The following is a 15,772-nucleotide window of genomic DNA, read 5'->3' on the forward strand; positions in this document are numbered from 1 at the left end:
TAGGAAATTTAAAATCAATTTGTTTTAAATTACAACCTCTTTATCGACTCTTTTTGTGTTTTGGTTATATGAGGTAGAAAAATCAATAATATCATTTACCATTTCTATTTTCAGAGACAACCATGTCGTCTCATCACCATCATATAAAGGATGATAAATGAATACTTTAATTGCCTCACCATCATTAATATTTTTATATTCAATTTTATCCGTTTGAGAAGACTCAATAAGCTCATCAGCATCATAATACCAACCACCGCTATCAACAGTTACAGACTTTAAGCTCATACCTGAAGAATTAACCAAAAAAATATCATAAGCTTCTAAAGTTTCATCATTATTTTTAATTGCATTAGTTAGCCATAATTTTGGTTTTCTTTTATCTGCAGGCCGAGGTGGGACAGGTTGACCAATATTATCAAGCCTTTTATCAGCAGGGGTCCATGTAAAATTATTTTGGAGTCTTTTTTTATGAATTTCTTTCATATTTTTAAATTAATAAAATTAAGAAGCTCTATGTTCATCTTTACTCCAAGGAAAAATTTAAATTCCATTCATATTGAATATCATAGATAAAATCTTCAGATGCTCCATCACTATAACATTCAGCATATCCATTTTCATCTGATTGATAATTATTTAAAAATTCAAGACCTTCCTCGGAGATTCCAATAATATTTCCATCTTCATCAGAATCTTCAAAATCACTCCTTAACTTTTCAAGTTTTAAGTAAATTTTTGCTAAATCTTCATAATCACCAAGTAATGGGGCATCAAACTCACCAAAATCATCAGAGACTGAAGCTTCATGGTCTTCATTAAAATAAAAGAGTCCACCACCACCATCTCCTGAAAAAGCTCCACAAACTTCTTCATTTATTTCTGCATAAACCATATTAACTAGAATCTCATCATTTTGAGCTATTAGAATGCGATATGAATTTTCAGTTGTTATTTCCATTATTTTTTACCTGGTTCTGTTTTCAAATATATATTCTTCATATTTACTTCTTTCTTTCATAGATGAAATCTAAATATACTCTTGAATAAGGAACAATCATAGTCATTAGCCAAATAAACCTTTAAAGAGCAGTTTGTAGTGATATTAGATTAAAAACACTCTTAAGTTAGTTAGAAGTGCATAATCGTACCTATTTGGTACCTATTGATTTTTAATATGTGTTGATTTGCTTTTGTATAGGGGTTTGAATGATGTTGTCTCTCGGACGTCCGCTCCGCCATCTTAGTTGGTTCGATTCAATAATTATATTTCTTTTAAATCCGAAGGGAAATGCATCCACCCGGTAATTATGTATTTAGAATTAGCATGTAACAAATTACCTTTATGAGCATGCGTCCACTCTGCAGGCCAGATTAATGTCAGCCCTTTTTTTGGTTGGATGTCTAAATCATAGTGACTAAAAAAAGTTGATCCACCATCTTCTATATCAACATCATTTAAGTATGTCATCCACGCAAAAATACGATGAAGCGAATCCAAACTACTTCGTTCAGTATGTAATGCACCGAAATGTTGACCACTTTGATATCTTTGAAGATTAAATTCACCAATTTGCAAACTATCAGCGAATGTTGTTAAAAAAGGCCACTGTTTAGTATAGTCTTCGTAGCAAGAAAATAGGTTGTTAAAATATTCTTCAAAAACTTCATTACCAGAAAGTTTCATATCTTTTGGTAATATTGAAATATCAATGCTATTTTTAATATGTAGTTGTTCCCCGCCTGAAGTTTCACCTTGCTTTTGCTTATATTTATTTGCTTCAAAATAGTTAATCAATTCATCGCATACTGATAGAGGATTTAGCATCCATGAACCAATGAAATTAGGATTCGCATTTTGTTTTGATAAAACTACTTTTTTCACTTAAACCTCTTATGTAAAGGAGACACCTTTATTTAAATTAAAAGAAATAAAACCAGCACCTATCATTTCCTCGTAAAGGCCTTCTCGATGTTGTCCAACTTTCATTAATAGTTTACCTAAATTATTATGGGCTTCTGCAAAATCAGATTTCAAAGTTATCGCTTGCCTTAAGCTTGCTTCAGCCTCTTCTAATCTTTTAAGTTCTCTTAACATAATGCCCAAGTTGCAGTAGGCTTCTGCAAAATCAGATTTCAAATTTATAGCTTGCCTCAAAATAGTTTCAGCCTCTTCTAATTTGCCCAGTTCTTTGAGGGTGATACCTAGGTTGTTGTAGGCATCAGCATAGTCAGGTTTTAATGTTATTGCCTGCCTGTAACTATCCTCTGCATCTTCAAATTTCCTAAGCTCTTTAAGAATGATGCCCAAGTTGCAGTAGGCTTCTGCAAAATCAGATTTCAAATTTATAGCTTGCCTCAAAATAGTTTCAGCCTCTTCTAATTTGCCCAGTTCTTTGAGGGTGATACCTAGGTTGTTGTAGGCATCAGCATAGTCAGGTTTTAATGCAATTGCCTGCCTGTAACTATCCTCTGCATCCACAAATCTACCCATATCTTTAAGAATGATGCCCAAATTACTATAGGCATCAGCAAAGTCTGGTTTTAAAGCTATCGCCTCTCTATAACTGACTTCAGCATCATCAAATCTACCAATCTCTTGCAGTAAGGCGCCTAAATTGCTATGGGCTTCCGCATAGCCAGGTTTTAATGCTATTGCCTTCCTATAACTAACTTCAGCATCATCAAATCTAGCGAGTTCTTTAAGCGAGACACCCATGTTATTGTGCACCTCTTCATCTTGAGGATTTAATTTTATGGATTTTTGATTGGCAATTAATGACTCAGATAACTTACCAGTTTGTTTTAGGATCGCTCCAAGAATCTTCCAACTAAAATGGTGTTCTGGAAATTGTTCAGTCATAGATATTGCTAAAGTCTCTGCGTCTTCATATTGCCCGTTTTCATAGTGATTTATAAGCTTTTGTATTTCTGACTCAGCCGGAGAATTTATTGGAATATTTCCTTCCTTAACTAACATCAATTTTTGTTCAAGTGCATGGAGTATTTTTTTAGCAACTCCTTTTTTCTCTCCATTAATAATTGCTTGTTTTGCATTCTCAAATTGCTGGTCTGAGATAAGAGTGTCAATATAACTAATCCAAAATTGTTCAATACTCGAATTCTCCACAATAGCCTCTTCAAATAATTGCAATGCTGACGTCACCTTGCCTTTAGATAAATCGATTAGCCCTAAATTATGAATAACGCGAGGATGTGTTGGTTCAACTTTTAAGATAGAACTATAAAGTCGTTTAGCTTCTTCGAGATCACCAGAATTATGAGCAGCTATAGCTTCTTGAAATATTTGATCTATCGTGACTTCCATTGCATATCCTTCCTAGACTAGCTCATATAAGTTCTAGATAACTATTCTAACTTATATCCTTGTAAATTTCTTAAAAATAAGGCTACAGATATTGTTTTATTAGAAATACTAAGAATTAAATAACTAGAAGTCTTGGGATTGATTTTTGTCTAGTCTAATATTTTGGACCTATTATTTTATGTAATATAAAGATTTTTTTACTGAGGTTAAGATCATATTTTTTGCTCGGACGTCCGCTCCACTATATATTGAGTTTAACCATACTTAAACCCGTAAAATGCACCCATAATTTTCAAATGGTAATTTATGAGCTTCACAACGCTAGGCCTATCTCCACAGATTCTTGATGCAATTAAGACTGAGGGGTATTCTGAACCTTCTCCTATCCAGGAAAAATCTATCCCTATTGTTTTAGAGGGAAAAGACCTTATGGCAGCAGCTCAAACTGGAACAGGAAAAACAGCAGGCTTCACTTTGCCAATTTTAGAAAGACTTTCAAATGGAAAGAGTCCTTCATCTAATCATATACGTACTTTAATACTAACGCCAACTCGAGAGCTTGCAGCTCAAGTTCATGAGAGTGTCAAAACCTATGGACAGAATTTACCAATAAGCTCTTCTGTTGTTTTTGGAGGAGTTGGTATAGGGCCTCAAATGAAAAAGCTTCGAAAAGGTATTGATATTTTAGTTGCAACACCTGGAAGATTGCTTGATCTTCATTCTCAAAATGCTGTGCATTTTGATGAGTTAGAGGTTTTAGTATTAGATGAAGCAGACCGAATGCTAGATATGGGATTTATTCATGATATTAAAAGAATTATCAAACTACTCCCAAAAAAACGTCAGACATTAATGTTTTCAGCAACCTTTTCTGAAGATATACGTCGACTTGCTAAAGGTCTTGTTTATCAGCCTATTGAAATCTCAGTAACTCCCAGAAATACGACAGTTGAAGCTATTAAACACTGGATCTGTCCAGTTGATAAATCTAGTAAAACTGCACTTCTAATACATTTAATTAATAAAGGAGAGTGGCAGCAAGTACTTGTATTTAGTAGAACCAAACATGGTGCAAATAGAATAGCTAAAAATCTAGATAAAAAAGGTATAAATTCAACTGCTATCCATGGCAACAAAAGTCAAGGCGCTAGAACACGTGCGTTATCAGAATTTAAGTCTGGCAAGGTTAGGGTTCTTGTTGCTACTGATATTGCTGCTAGAGGCATTGATATTGACCAACTTCCTCACGTTATAAATTTTGACTTGCCGAGTGTTCCTGAGGACTATGTCCATAGAATTGGTCGAACTGGGAGAGCTGGAAGGGAAGGTGAGGCAATTTCTTTGGTAAGTGCTGATGAGTCTAAACAATTGTTTGATATTGAACGCCTTATCCAAAAACAACTTGAACGTCAGCTAGAAGAGGGTTTTTGGCCAAAACATGATGTGCCAAAATCTCCTGAATTGCAACCAGTTAAATCTAAGCGCCCAAAAAAAACAGATAATACTAAAACTCATAAAAAAAATTCTATCAAGAAAAATTCTTCTGATCCTAGACCTAAAAATAATCAGCGTCGAAGAGATGATCAGAAAAAACTAAATAAACCTAAAAAGAAATTTTATTGGGGAAAAAATAAATAAAGGTCTCAAGCAACAGCGAATATTGAAAATATTAAAGCGTTGAAGTACAATGATGCATTGTTAATTTTACTTAATCATCTAATATGAAAGACAGTCCAGTAAGCTCAACAGTTGATTTTGAGAAAGAAGGTATTCAGCATGGTTTTCTTAAGCTTCCTCATTCTCATGATGATTCAGCATGGGGTTCAATAATTATTCCAATAACGGTTGCTAAGAATGGTGTTGGACCAACAATATTATTTACTGGAGCAAATCATGGCGATGAATATGAAGGCCCAGTAGCATTATTTGATTTAGCAAATGAGATAAATCCTAAAGAACTTTCAGGTCGAGTTATTATTATTCCTGGAATGAATTATCCTGCATTTCAAGCTGGAAAGAGAAACTCGCCAATCGATGGGGGAAATATGAATCGCGTTTTTCCAGGAGATCCTGAAGGCAACTTTACCCAAAAAATCGCAGACTACTTTACTAGAACTCTTTTGCCGCTCGCTGATTATGTTGTAGATTTTCATTCTGGTGGAAAGACCATGGAGTTTCTTCCATTTTGTGCTGCTCATATTCTTGAAGATAAGAAGCAACAGTCACTTTGCATTGCAGCAATGAAAGCCTTTAATGCCCCTCACTCGGTAATGCTTTTAGAGATAGATGCTGCTAATATGTACGATACGGCTGCAGAAAATATGGGGAAAGTTTTTATAAGTACTGAGCTTGGTGGAGGGGGGTCAACAACTGCCTATACTGTTGGTATTGCCAAAAAAGGAATTCGAAATATTCTTCGTCACTCAGGAATTATCAAGGGTGATATGGAGGTAGATGAGACCTTAAACTTAGATATGCCAGATGATAGCTGCTATGTTTTTAGTGAGACTTCAGGCTTGGTTGAGCATTGTGTTGATTTGGGAGAAGAGGTTAAGGCTGGTCAGATTGTTGCAAAGATTCATAATCTTGAAAGAACGGGCTCTCCGTCAAAGGAATACTTCGCGGGTATAGATGGTATTTATACTGGGCGACACTTTCCAGGATTAATAGCTGCTGGGGATTTCCTTGGTGTTATTTCAGTTCCAATTTAGGGCTTAAAGTTGATAACTAAAAATTTTTAAGTTAAAGGACTTAGCCTTGTATAATGCATCTGAACGAGTTTGATGTGTTTGGTAGAAATACCTAATCCTATAGCTAGTAAAATTATTTGAGAGTTAAAAATTAACTCCATTTGGGGCCCTTATTTTATTTTGGGTAAAAGTATTAATAGTTGGTGGTTATTACTACCAACATTTTTTGGTTAAAAAATATAATTATGTTAGGTGCAATAAGAAATAAATCTAAAGGCTGGGTCGCTTACCTTATCGTCGGCCTTATAACTGTTCCATTTGCATTATTTGGAATTCAGGACTATGTTAGTCGAGCTGGTAATGCCTCAATTGCGACAGTAGATGGCGAGGATATTGATATTAACCTCTATTATCAAGAATTAAATACCCAACAAAGAAACCTGCAACAACAATTAGGTTCGGCATACTCACAAGAGATTGATAATGTTCTAAAACAATCTCTATTAGATTCTATGATTAACGAAAAATTAATTGAAAACTATGCTAACTCACTTGATATAGTGACATTAAATCAAGAAGTTCGTTCTGTTATTCAATCAAATCAAGCATTTCAGGTTGATGGGCAGTTCTCTGAGGATCGCTACAGTCAAATCTTGAGGCTTAATAGCTATAACCCAATAAGCTATGAAATAGCCCAATCAAAAGCACTTTCTCAAGAGCAAATCAAACGTAATCTTGTTGAATCTAGTTTTTTATCTAATGTTCAAATTCAGCAACTTAATGATTTAGTTTCTCAGCAGCGAGAGGTTTCTTATATTGCTATTTCAACGGATAAATATATAGATATGGTTGATGTTGATCAGAAAGAAATTTCAGATTATTTTAATGAAAATAATTTTAATTTCGTTGAGGGTCGTAAAGTAAAAGTTGACTTTGTTGAGATGTCTTTAGACAGTATTGATGAGCCTGCTAATCCAGATGAAGATACTCTTAAAAGTCTATATGAAGATAATACTGAGCTATATACCAATCCAGAGCAAAGACGAGCTCAACATATATTGATTGAAGATGAGGGCCTTGCAAACGTATTACTTGTTCAAATAAAAGAGGGTGCAGATTTTGCTGAGCTGGCCAAAGTAAACTCAGAAGATAGCTCCTCAAATGACAACGGTGGTGATTTAGGTTTCTTTGAGAAAGATTTAATGGGCGCTGAATTTGATAAAGCAGTTTTTGCTATGAATATTGGTGACATAAGCGACGTAGTTGCTACTGATTCAGGATATTTTCATATTATTAAACTTACAGATATTGAAGATGAGACTACTCAGTCATACGATGAAGTCAAGGACCAATTAGTAGCACTTCATAAGAAAAATGTTAAGCAAAAAACTCTTTTTGATTTACAAGAGGAGTTTGCAAGTTTGGCCTATGAAGAGTCACTTGATATGGTTGCTGATCAGCTTGATCTCGAGATGCAAACATCTAATTTCTTTGCTCAAGGTTCAGGTGATTATGATCAAGCTTTCGTTGCAGCTGCATTCAGTGAGGAAGTTATTGAGAATAGTGAGAATTCTGAAGTATTAGAGCTTGATGGAGGAAGATTTGTGGTTCTAGCACTTTCCTCTTTACAACCTGAGCGCCAAAAAGAATTGAGTGAGGTTGAGGATCAAATTAGATCAATACTTAGAAATATTGCTGCAAAAAAATTGATTGATGATTTATCACTTAGTATTGCTAGTTCACTTGCGAGTGGCGATGAGGCAATGAGCAAAAAATTATTAGCGGATGTAGATTTAGAGTGGAATTCTGAGGGTTGGATTGAAAGGTCTTCAGATCTACCTTTTAATCTTGCAAGTATTGCCTTTACGATTCCTAGGCCCGTTGATGGAGAGCACACATACAGCTCTAGAAGCGTCAATAATTCAACTTCATTAGTAATTGACTTGAGTGGTGTAAGAACTCCAGAAGAAGTAACAGACACGGGAGTTGGTGAGCTCTACTTAAGCCAAGAAAATAATGAAATGTTTGTCGCCCTTATAAAGCAGTTGCGTGAGAATGCGGAAATAAAAGTGTTTACAGATCTACTTTAAGTTATTTCGTTAAAACAACTTAATAATTTATAAGTCAGGACCTTTTTCGTAAAAGTTGTAGCCTGCATCTACATAAGTAACTTCACCCGTTATTCCAGATGCTAGGTCGGAACATAAAAAGGCTGCAACATTTCCAACCTCCTCAATACTAACATTTCTTTTTAATGCTGAGCTTTCAGCAGCATGGTCTAGAAGTTTTCCAAAGCCTTTAATACCACTGGCAGCCAATGTTTTAATTGCACCAGCGGATACAGCATTTACTCGAATACCTTTTTCAGCACCTAAGGCAGCAGCCATATATCTCACATTAGCCTCTAAAGAAGCTTTTGCTACGCCCATTACGTTATAGTTGGGAATTGCTCTGAGAGCTCCTAAATAACTAAGAGTTAAAAGGGAGCCATTTTCATTAAGCATTGGTAACGCTGCTTTTGCAAGTGCTGTAAAGCTGTAAGAAGAGATCTCATGAGCTTTAAGAAAGCCTTCTCTGGTTGTAACCTCAACATAATTACCATCGAGCTCTGCTCTATCAGCAAAGGCTACTGAGTGTACCAAAATATCAAAACTTTCCCAGGATTTTCTAAGCTCAATAAAGGATTGATTGATTTGCTCATCACTGGATACATCACATGGGATAACAATAGAAGAGTTACAAATTTCAGCACATTTTTCCACTCGGCTTTTGAGTTTATCTGTTTGGTAGGTAAAAGCAACTTCACAGCCATTTGCTACCATTGCTTCAGCAATTCCCCAGGCGATTGAACGATTTGAGGCAACACCAATAATAAGTGCTTTTTTACCCGTTAAAAAACCCATGAAACCTCCACAATATTTATAATACAATTACTGAATTATTATAAACACATTGACTAAATAGATGCTAATTCTTATTAATCATAAACGCTACTACCTTTTGTTTCTTGCATTGGTAATAATGGATCAATTGACAAAACAAATTTTTGTTTCGTCCTTTGATTTAGGTCAATCAATGGTGGTAAATTCCTATCTTAGCTGGACTTATTTACACAATACTGGAGCAGCCTTTAGTATCTTAGCTGATGGCGGCCCAATACAAAAAGCCTTTCTACTTAGCGTTTCAGTCTTTGTTTCTGTTGGGGTTATTATATGGATTCAAAAAACACCAATAAATTATGGTCAAAAGCTTTTAGGTCAATTCTCCCTTCTCTCAGGTGCAGTTGGAAACCTAATAGATAGAGCTCAATATGGTTACGTTGTTGACTTTATTGATATCCATATAAACGGTTTTTATTGGCCAGTATTTAATTTAGCAGATAGTTTTATTTTTGTTGGTGTCATACTGCTTCTATTAGAGCGAAAAAAACTTCCTGATTAATAATAGCCTTGAATTAATCTAGCAGTTGTCATCAGAAACATCTTAAATGGTAGAATATAAAATGAACTTTGAAAAAACCCTTTTATTATGAAAAAAGTGTTCCTACTCTCACTATTAATTTCACTGAGCTTTAGCGTTACTGCTGAGTTTAAAAAAATGGCTAATGATGGACAATTACTTGATCTTGATAGTAAAGAGTGGTCGTGTGTATTAGATCAAAATAATGCTCTTTTATGGGAAATTAAAGCATCTGAAGAGGGTCTTCAATATAGTCAAAATACCTACACCTGGTTTGATGGAGAGAGTGGCAGAGAAAATGGCGCTTTTAGTAAAAATTGTTACTGGGGAAAGGGCTGTAATACCCAATCTTATATTGAAGATATTAATGAGGTGAAACTTTGCTCCTATTCAGACTGGCGACTTCCAACGCGCGATGAGCTTAAATCAATAGTTAATTATTATGTTGATGGTGACATATTAATTGATTCTATATTTTTTCCAAATACTCAAATGGATACTTACTGGACTTCTGCTACTGCAAAAGATAACCCATCCCTAGCCTATGAAATTCCTTTCTTTTTTGGTGGCTCTATAGTTCGTGATAAGACTATAGGTACTCATATCAGACTTGTAAGAAGTGCTAAGTAGAGAGAAAGATAATGCATTATATGAGTCATACTCTGACGATATACCTACGCTTCTAAAGAAAATATACGCCTCAAGATGTGTCACTGAGTCTCAACTTGATATGTCTCTACCAGGACTACTAAAGCCAAATTTTGATCAACTTAATATTGCCCTTGAGTTGCTTGAAAGGGCTATTTATGAGGACAAAAAAATCCTAATTATTGGTGACTTTGATGCTGACGGGGCTACAGCTAGTGCGGTAGCAATAAAGGCTCTTCGATTAATGGGTGCTAAGTATGTTGATTTTCTAGTGCCAAATCGCTTTAAACATGGCTATGGACTGAGCCCTGAGATTGTTAATGAAGCAAAAATTGAAAAGGAGCCAGATTTAATTATTACGGTTGATAATGGTATTTCAAGTAATGATGGAACTGCGCTTGCAAGATCGTTCGGAATTGACGTCATAATTACTGATCATCACTTACCACCTAAAGATCTTCCAGAGGCCAATTCAATCATTAATCCAAATCTAAGAGGTTGTGATTTTCCTTCTAAAAGTTTAGCTGGTGTTGGGGTATCTTTTTATTTGTTTTCATCATTGAAAACCCATCTTGTTGCTAAAGGTTATTTTGAGAAACAAAATATTGAACTACCTGACCTTCGTGAGCTTCTTGATCTTGTTGCTCTTGGGACTGTTGCAGATGTTGTCAAACTTGATCAAAACAATAGAATTCTCATCAATGAGGGAATTAAACGTATTCGTCAAAAAAGGTGCTCAAAAGGCATCCTAGCTATACTTGAGCTAACAAAACGGCCTGTAGAGTCTCTCCAAGCCTCTGATCTTGGTTTTACTGTTGCTCCAAGGATAAATGCAGCAGGGCGACTCAGTGATATTTCACAAGGAATACGATGCTTATTATCAGAGGATATTAATGATGCAAGGAGATACGCCTTAAACCTCGAAGAGTTTAATATTAAAAGACGTAAAGAACAGACGCGAATGCAGGATGAGGCACTAGCTATTGTAGAGGAGCAGTTGATAGATGAGAGTCAATTTGCAATAGTACTTTATGATGAGACTTGGCATGAAGGTGTGGTTGGAATTGTTGCCGGCAAGCTAAAAGAAACCTATCAATGTCCATGTGCCGTTTTTGCAAAAGCTGATAAAGTATTAAAAGGCTCTATAAGGTCAATACCAGATGTACACATCAAAGATTTACTTGAAACAGTTGCTATTAATAATCCAGGATTAATTGAAAAGTATGGTGGTCATGCAATGGCTGCAGGATTATCAATTATTCCTGAGAATTTTAAGATTTTTAAAGAGGCATTTTCAGAGGCTATTACCAAGCATCTTGAAGGTAAAAAACCAATTATTGAGCTTCTAACTGATGGCAAATTAGAGGCTTCTGAAATAACCCTTAAGAATGCTGAGCTTCTTCGTCAGGCTTCGCCTTGGGGTCAGGGTTTTGAAGAGCCTATTTTTTATGGAGACTTTGAGTTAATAGAGCAGAAAATTGTAGGTGAAAAACATCTTAAGTGCACTCTTAAGTTAATTGATAATAGTTCTATTTTTGAAGGAATCGCTTTTTTTCAAGAAAAACTCAAATCTAAGAAGGTCAGAGTTGCTTATAAACTTAATGTGAACTCATTTAGAGGAAATGAATCTTTACAGTTAATGATTGAGCTAATGGAGATCATATAAAAAAGGCCCAATATGATGAATTAAGTAAATTTACCTAATAAGACTTCATTTCCTGCAGCGGGTTTTGCTGGCATATTAAGGGCTAGGAAAAGAGATAATACTGCCATTCCTGCGCCTGCAAGAAATACTAAAGAGGGCGAGTATAGCCAAATAAGACCAAAAACAACAGGTATAAAGACCGCTGCAATATGATTTATTGAAAAGGAAACACCGGCACTCGATGCAATATCAGCAGGATCTGCTATTTTTTGAAAGTAAGTTTTAAGGGCAATAGCGATAGAAAAGAATATATGATCGGCAATATAAAGAAAAACCGCAAAAGTACTACTCTCAACTACCGCATATCCAACAAATATAAAAGCTAATCCAACATATTCAAAAATGAGTGAACGGCGCTCACCAAATTTATGAATAAGTCTTCCAATTTTTGGCGCTAAAGTAACATTTATAGCAGCATTTGCCAGTAATAATAGTGATATTGCACCAACACTAAATTCAAACTTTTCAACCATTAGAAAAGCAGCAAAAACGACAAAGATTTGCCTTCTTGCACCACCCATAAACTGTAAAGCGTAATAAAGCCAGTATCTTTTTCGTAAGACTACCTTTTTGGTCTGAGTGACTTTTTGAGGAAAGTAAGCAAAATGTTGCCAACAGAAAAAAGCTGCAATAATTGAAAAACCTCCACCAATTACATAAATCCAAAAATAGTCTATATTAAATATTTCAAATAAGACCCAGACTAAGCTAAATGCTGCAATTGACGCGGCTGATCGAGTAGCAATTACTCGGCCTAAAAATTCAGCAGTTTTATCTTTATCAACCCACTGTAGGGTAAGTGAGCTTGATAGTGTCTCAAAATAATGAAAACCGATTGACATAATTATTGTTGCTAAATAAAAAGTCATATTAGTTTCAACCATGCCTGTTATTAGAACACCAAAACCCATTAATGCAATAGAGATATAAGCTAGTTTTTGCTCTCTGACAAAAGCCAAAACAAAAATGACTGTAAAAGCAAGAAGTCCAGGGACTTCTCTTAGACTCTGCAGGATTCCAATCTCAGCACCAGAGAAGTCAATCTTTTCAATGGCAAAGTTGTTAAGCAGGTTGAGCCAGACAGCCCAACTTATTCCTGCACCAACAGTCATAATTAGAATTAGTAGTTCGGGAGATTTACGAGCAATTTTCATAGCGTGTTAATATACCTTTAAACTGAGCTTATAAAAGATATTTAAAGTCTTAATTTTGACTAAGTCAGGGGTGCTATCAAGGTAAAATAAATTTTTTTGTTTTTAATCATTAGTTATGCCAAATGTAACATTACCTGACGGCACTATTAAATCTTATGATCAATCACTTTCTGTGGCTGATGTGGCTTCATCTATTGGCTCTGGGCTAGCTAAAGCAGCTATAGCTGGGGAGATTGATGGTCAGCTAGTTGATACCTCCTATCTGATTGAAAATGACTCTAATGTAGCGATTATTACTAATAAGGATGATAAGGCGCTTGAAGTTATTCGCCATTCAACTGCGCATCTTCTAGCACAGGCAACCCAACAACTTTTTCCTAAGGCACAAGTAACAATTGGCCCTGTAATTGATAATGGTTTTTACTATGACTTTGCCTATAAAGATGGTTTTTCAGAGCAAGATTTAGCAAAAATAGAAAAAAAGATGAACGCCATTGTTAAACAAAATCTTCCTATTGAAAGAATGGAAATGACACGTGAAGAGGCTGTTGATTTTTTTAAATCAATTGGTGAACATTACAAGGCTGAAATTATTGAGTCTATTCCTACTAACGAAGTTCTATCACTTTATAAACAAGGCGACTTTGTTGATCTTTGTCGGGGTCCTCATGTACCGTCAACAAGTAAATTAAAAGCCTTTAAATTAATGAAGCTTGCTGGCGCTTATTGGCGTGGTGATTCGAATAATGAAATGCTCCAAAGAGTCTATGGCACTGCTTGGGAGAATAAAGATGACCTAGCAGCTCACTTGCATCGCTTAGAAGAGGCTGAGAAAAGAGATCATAGAAAAATTGGTAAGGTTCAAAACCTTTTTCATACCCAGGAAGAGTCTCCAGGAATGGTTTTTTGGCATCCCAAAGGTTGGACGTTGTATCAAATAATTGTGCAGTATATGAGCCAAGTTTTTAAAGATAATGGCTATCAAGAGGTTCATACGCCTGAGGTTATGGATAAAAGTATGTGGGAAAAGTCTGGTCACTGGGATAAGTTTGGCGATGCAATGTTTACAACCCATTCAGAGAATCGTGACTATGCCATCAAACCCATGAACTGCCCAGGTCATGTTCAAATTTATAATCAAGGACTAAAGTCTTATCGTGATTTGCCAATTCGATTAGCAGAGTTTGGATCCTGTCACAGAAATGAGCCATCAGGAACTCTGCATGGCATTATGCGGGTTCGAAACTTTATTCAAGATGATGCCCATATTTTTTGTATGATTGAGCAAATTCAAAGCGAAGTTTCAGATTTTATTGATCTTACTTTTGAAGTTTATAAGCATTTTGGATTTGAAAATATCGATATTAAGCTCTCTACTCGTCCAGAAAAACGAGTTGGTTCTGATGAGGTGTGGGATCAGGCTGAGGCTTCCTTGGCAGAAACGCTTGATGCTAAAGGAATTAAATGGGAGTTGCAAGAGGGTGAAGGTGCCTTCTACGGGCCTAAAGTTGAATTTGTTTTAAAAGATTGTCTTGAACGTGAATGGCAGTGTGGCACAATTCAAGCAGATTTCTCAATGCCAGGTCGATTAGATGCGCAGTATATTGCAGAAGACGGCTCTAAACAAACGCCTATAATGCTGCATAGAGTTATTGTTGGATCAATTGAAAGATTTGCCGGAATATTAATTGAACACTATGAAGGTGCTTTTCCTTCTTGGCTTGCTCCAATTCAGGCGGTAATTCTCAATATTTCTCAAAAACAAGAGGAATTTAGTAAAAAAATTGAGGGTAATCTAAAAAAACAAGGGCTTAGAGTCATTTCAGACTTGCGAAATGAGAAGATAGGCTTTAAAATACGCGAGCACTCAATGCAACGCTATCCATATATTTTGGTAGTCGGTGATCGAGAAGTAGAGAATAACCAAGTTTCAGTTCGTCGAAGAGGCGGAGAAGATTTAGGCTCAATGTCTATAGAGGCGTTGATAGATTTAATTAAACAGGAGTAATTATTAAAAGACCAAATAAGGTAACAACAAGGATTAATCAATATATTAGTGCACCAGAAGTTAGAGTATTAGATGATAAGGGTGAACAGTTGGGAATCCTAAGCAATGATGAGGCTCTTCAAGTAGCAATTAATGCAGGTTTAGACTTAGTCGAAGTTTCACCAAATGCAGAACCACCAGTTTGTCGTGTTATGGATTTTGGTAAGTTTCAATACGAACTTAAGAAGCAAAAGAGTGACGCTAAGAAGAAACAGAAAAAAACTCAGGTCAAAATGATTAAGTATCGTCCAGGCACTGAAGAAGCAGATTACCAAATTAAATTTAAGAATTTGGTTAAATTTTTAGATAATGGTGACAAAGTCAAAGTTGTTATTTGGTTTCGTGGCCGTGAAGTTCAGCACCGTGAATTGGGTGCTCAAATGTTAGATAGAATTGAAAAGGATACAGAAGAATTTGCCGTTTTAGAACAACGTGCAAAAATGGAGGGTCGCCAGCTTGGCATGATGCTAGCACCCAAATCTAAGAAAAGTAAGGCGCCAGCCCGAAAAATTGAACCCGAAAAGGGTGAAGGAGTAAATGATGCCGAAGTTGAAGACAAATAGAGGTGCTGCAAAGCGCTTCAAAAAGACTGCTAGTGGCGGTTACAAAAGTAAACACTCTCACTTGAGGCATATTCTGACCAAGAAGAGTACTTCTAGAAAACGCTCGTTGCGTTCCCCTGATTCCATTGAAAAGGTCGATGTTCCAATGGTTAAAAGAATGTTACCTTACAGTTAAACT

General features: G+C 35.7%; 15 protein-coding genes. 9 read left to right on the forward strand and 6 right to left on the reverse strand.

Annotation, left to right across the window (positions count from 1 at the left end):
- Nucleotides 1-24: 24 nt before the first annotated feature.
- The 4 genes from CRN91_RS04500 to CRN91_RS04515 all read right to left on the reverse strand — a co-directional run bounded on the left by CRN91_RS04500 (nucleotide 25) and on the right by CRN91_RS04515 (nucleotide 3,328).
- Nucleotides 25-486, reverse strand: a complete 462-nt coding sequence (locus CRN91_RS04500) for a hypothetical protein (protein ID WP_114115248.1) — start codon at nucleotides 484-486, stop codon at nucleotides 25-27.
- Between the two features lie 40 nt (nucleotides 487-526).
- Nucleotides 527-961, reverse strand: a complete 435-nt coding sequence (locus tag CRN91_RS04505) for a hypothetical protein (protein ID WP_114115249.1) — start codon at nucleotides 959-961, stop codon at nucleotides 527-529.
- 303 nt (nucleotides 962-1,264) lie between these two features.
- The gene (locus tag CRN91_RS04510; RefSeq protein WP_254424910.1) at nucleotides 1,265-1,828 is read right to left on the reverse strand and encodes a 2OG-Fe(II) oxygenase; all 564 of its coding nucleotides are present in this window, start codon (nucleotides 1,826-1,828) and stop codon (nucleotides 1,265-1,267) included.
- 66 nt (nucleotides 1,829-1,894) lie between these two features.
- Entirely contained in the window at nucleotides 1,895-3,328 is a 1,434-nt protein-coding gene (locus CRN91_RS04515) for a tetratricopeptide repeat protein (protein ID WP_114115251.1), read from the reverse strand.
- A gap of 306 nt (nucleotides 3,329-3,634) precedes the next feature.
- Here CRN91_RS04515 and CRN91_RS04520 point away from each other — a divergent pair, with 306 nt between their 5' ends.
- The 3 genes from CRN91_RS04520 to CRN91_RS04530 all read left to right on the forward strand — a co-directional run bounded on the left by CRN91_RS04520 (nucleotide 3,635) and on the right by CRN91_RS04530 (nucleotide 8,108).
- On the forward strand, nucleotides 3,635-4,966 hold the full coding sequence (locus CRN91_RS04520; RefSeq protein WP_114115252.1) for a DEAD/DEAH box helicase: 1,332 nt from the start codon (nucleotides 3,635-3,637) through the stop codon (nucleotides 4,964-4,966).
- An 83-nt stretch (nucleotides 4,967-5,049) separates the two neighbouring features.
- Entirely contained in the window at nucleotides 5,050-6,039 is a 990-nt protein-coding gene (gene doeB / locus CRN91_RS04525) for a N(2)-acetyl-L-2,4-diaminobutanoate deacetylase DoeB (protein ID WP_114115253.1), read from the forward strand.
- 224 nt (nucleotides 6,040-6,263) lie between these two features.
- On the forward strand, nucleotides 6,264-8,108 hold the full coding sequence (locus CRN91_RS04530; protein ID WP_114115254.1) for a SurA N-terminal domain-containing protein: 1,845 nt from the start codon (nucleotides 6,264-6,266) through the stop codon (nucleotides 8,106-8,108).
- A 27-nt stretch (nucleotides 8,109-8,135) separates the two neighbouring features.
- On the opposite strand, the gene CRN91_RS04535 is transcribed toward CRN91_RS04530, so the two are convergent.
- Nucleotides 8,136-8,921, reverse strand: a complete 786-nt coding sequence (locus CRN91_RS04535; protein WP_114115255.1) for an enoyl-ACP reductase FabI — start codon at nucleotides 8,919-8,921, stop codon at nucleotides 8,136-8,138.
- Between the two features lie 61 nt (nucleotides 8,922-8,982).
- On the opposite strand from CRN91_RS04535, the gene lspA reads away from it, so the two are divergent.
- The 3 genes from lspA (at nucleotide 8,983) to recJ (ending at nucleotide 11,791) form a co-directional block, all read left to right on the forward strand.
- Nucleotides 8,983-9,459 carry a signal peptidase II gene (gene lspA, locus CRN91_RS04540; RefSeq protein ID WP_254424911.1) on the forward strand — a complete coding sequence of 159 codons (477 nt, stop codon included), beginning with the start codon at nucleotides 8,983-8,985 and terminating at the stop codon, nucleotides 9,457-9,459.
- An 87-nt stretch (nucleotides 9,460-9,546) separates the two neighbouring features.
- The gene (locus CRN91_RS04545) at nucleotides 9,547-10,107 is read left to right on the forward strand and encodes an Lcl C-terminal domain-containing protein (protein WP_254424912.1); all 561 of its coding nucleotides are present in this window, start codon (nucleotides 9,547-9,549) and stop codon (nucleotides 10,105-10,107) included.
- Nucleotides 10,097-11,791, forward strand: a complete 1,695-nt coding sequence (gene recJ / locus CRN91_RS04550) for a single-stranded-DNA-specific exonuclease RecJ (RefSeq protein ID WP_114115256.1) — start codon at nucleotides 10,097-10,099, stop codon at nucleotides 11,789-11,791. The genes CRN91_RS04545 and recJ overlap by 11 nt, the downstream gene beginning before the upstream one ends.
- A 20-nt stretch (nucleotides 11,792-11,811) precedes the next feature.
- Here recJ and CRN91_RS04555 read toward each other — a convergent pair whose 3' ends face one another.
- Nucleotides 11,812-12,984, reverse strand: a complete 1,173-nt coding sequence (locus tag CRN91_RS04555; RefSeq protein WP_114115257.1) for an MFS transporter — start codon at nucleotides 12,982-12,984, stop codon at nucleotides 11,812-11,814.
- A gap of 115 nt (nucleotides 12,985-13,099) precedes the next feature.
- Between CRN91_RS04555 and thrS the strand changes: the two genes are divergently transcribed.
- The 3 genes from thrS to rpmI are packed head-to-tail and all read left to right on the forward strand — an operon-like array spanning nucleotide 13,100 to nucleotide 15,769.
- Entirely contained in the window at nucleotides 13,100-14,992 is a 1,893-nt protein-coding gene (thrS, locus tag CRN91_RS04560; protein ID WP_114115258.1) for a threonine--tRNA ligase, read from the forward strand.
- The gene (gene infC, locus CRN91_RS04565) at nucleotides 14,992-15,594 is read left to right on the forward strand and encodes a translation initiation factor IF-3 (protein ID WP_114115259.1); all 603 of its coding nucleotides are present in this window, start codon (nucleotides 14,992-14,994) and stop codon (nucleotides 15,592-15,594) included. The genes thrS and infC overlap by 1 nt, the downstream gene beginning before the upstream one ends.
- On the forward strand, nucleotides 15,572-15,769 hold the full coding sequence (gene rpmI / locus CRN91_RS04570) for a 50S ribosomal protein L35 (protein ID WP_114115260.1): 198 nt from the start codon (nucleotides 15,572-15,574) through the stop codon (nucleotides 15,767-15,769). Before infC ends, rpmI begins: the two co-directional genes overlap by 23 nt.
- Nucleotides 15,770-15,772: the final 3 nt, after the last annotated feature.

The organism is Candidatus Thioglobus sp. NP1, assembly GCF_003326015.1.
In the GTDB taxonomy this organism is placed as follows: Bacteria; Pseudomonadota; Gammaproteobacteria; order PS1; family Pseudothioglobaceae; genus Pseudothioglobus; species Pseudothioglobus singularis_A.

Bases quoted from the DNA above. Each gene is read 5' to 3' on its own strand.
- CRN91_RS04500 (WP_114115248.1), bottom strand. From the start codon at position 486: ATGAAAGAAATTCATAAAAAAAGACTCCAAAATAATTTTACATGGACC.
- CRN91_RS04505 (WP_114115249.1), bottom strand. From the start codon at position 961: ATGGAAATAACAACTGAAAATTCATATCGCATTCTAATAGCTCAAAAT.
- CRN91_RS04510 (WP_254424910.1), bottom strand. From the start codon at position 1,828: ATGCTAAATCCTCTATCAGTATGCGATGAATTGATTAACTATTTTGAA.
- CRN91_RS04515 (WP_114115251.1), bottom strand. From the start codon at position 3,328: ATGGAAGTCACGATAGATCAAATATTTCAAGAAGCTATAGCTGCTCAT.
- CRN91_RS04520 (WP_114115252.1), top strand. From the start codon at position 3,635: ATGAGCTTCACAACGCTAGGCCTATCTCCACAGATTCTTGATGCAATT.
- doeB (WP_114115253.1), top strand. From the start codon at position 5,050: ATGAAAGACAGTCCAGTAAGCTCAACAGTTGATTTTGAGAAAGAAGGT.
- CRN91_RS04530 (WP_114115254.1), top strand. From the start codon at position 6,264: ATGTTAGGTGCAATAAGAAATAAATCTAAAGGCTGGGTCGCTTACCTT.
- CRN91_RS04535 (WP_114115255.1), bottom strand. From the start codon at position 8,921: ATGGGTTTTTTAACGGGTAAAAAAGCACTTATTATTGGTGTTGCCTCA.
- lspA (WP_254424911.1), top strand. From the start codon at position 8,983: ATGCTAATTCTTATTAATCATAAACGCTACTACCTTTTGTTTCTTGCA.
- CRN91_RS04545 (WP_254424912.1), top strand. From the start codon at position 9,547: ATGAAAAAAGTGTTCCTACTCTCACTATTAATTTCACTGAGCTTTAGC.
- CRN91_RS04555 (WP_114115257.1), bottom strand. From the start codon at position 12,984: ATGAAAATTGCTCGTAAATCTCCCGAACTACTAATTCTAATTATGACT.
- thrS (WP_114115258.1), top strand. From the start codon at position 13,100: ATGCCAAATGTAACATTACCTGACGGCACTATTAAATCTTATGATCAA.
- rpmI (WP_114115260.1), top strand. From the start codon at position 15,572: ATGCCGAAGTTGAAGACAAATAGAGGTGCTGCAAAGCGCTTCAAAAAG.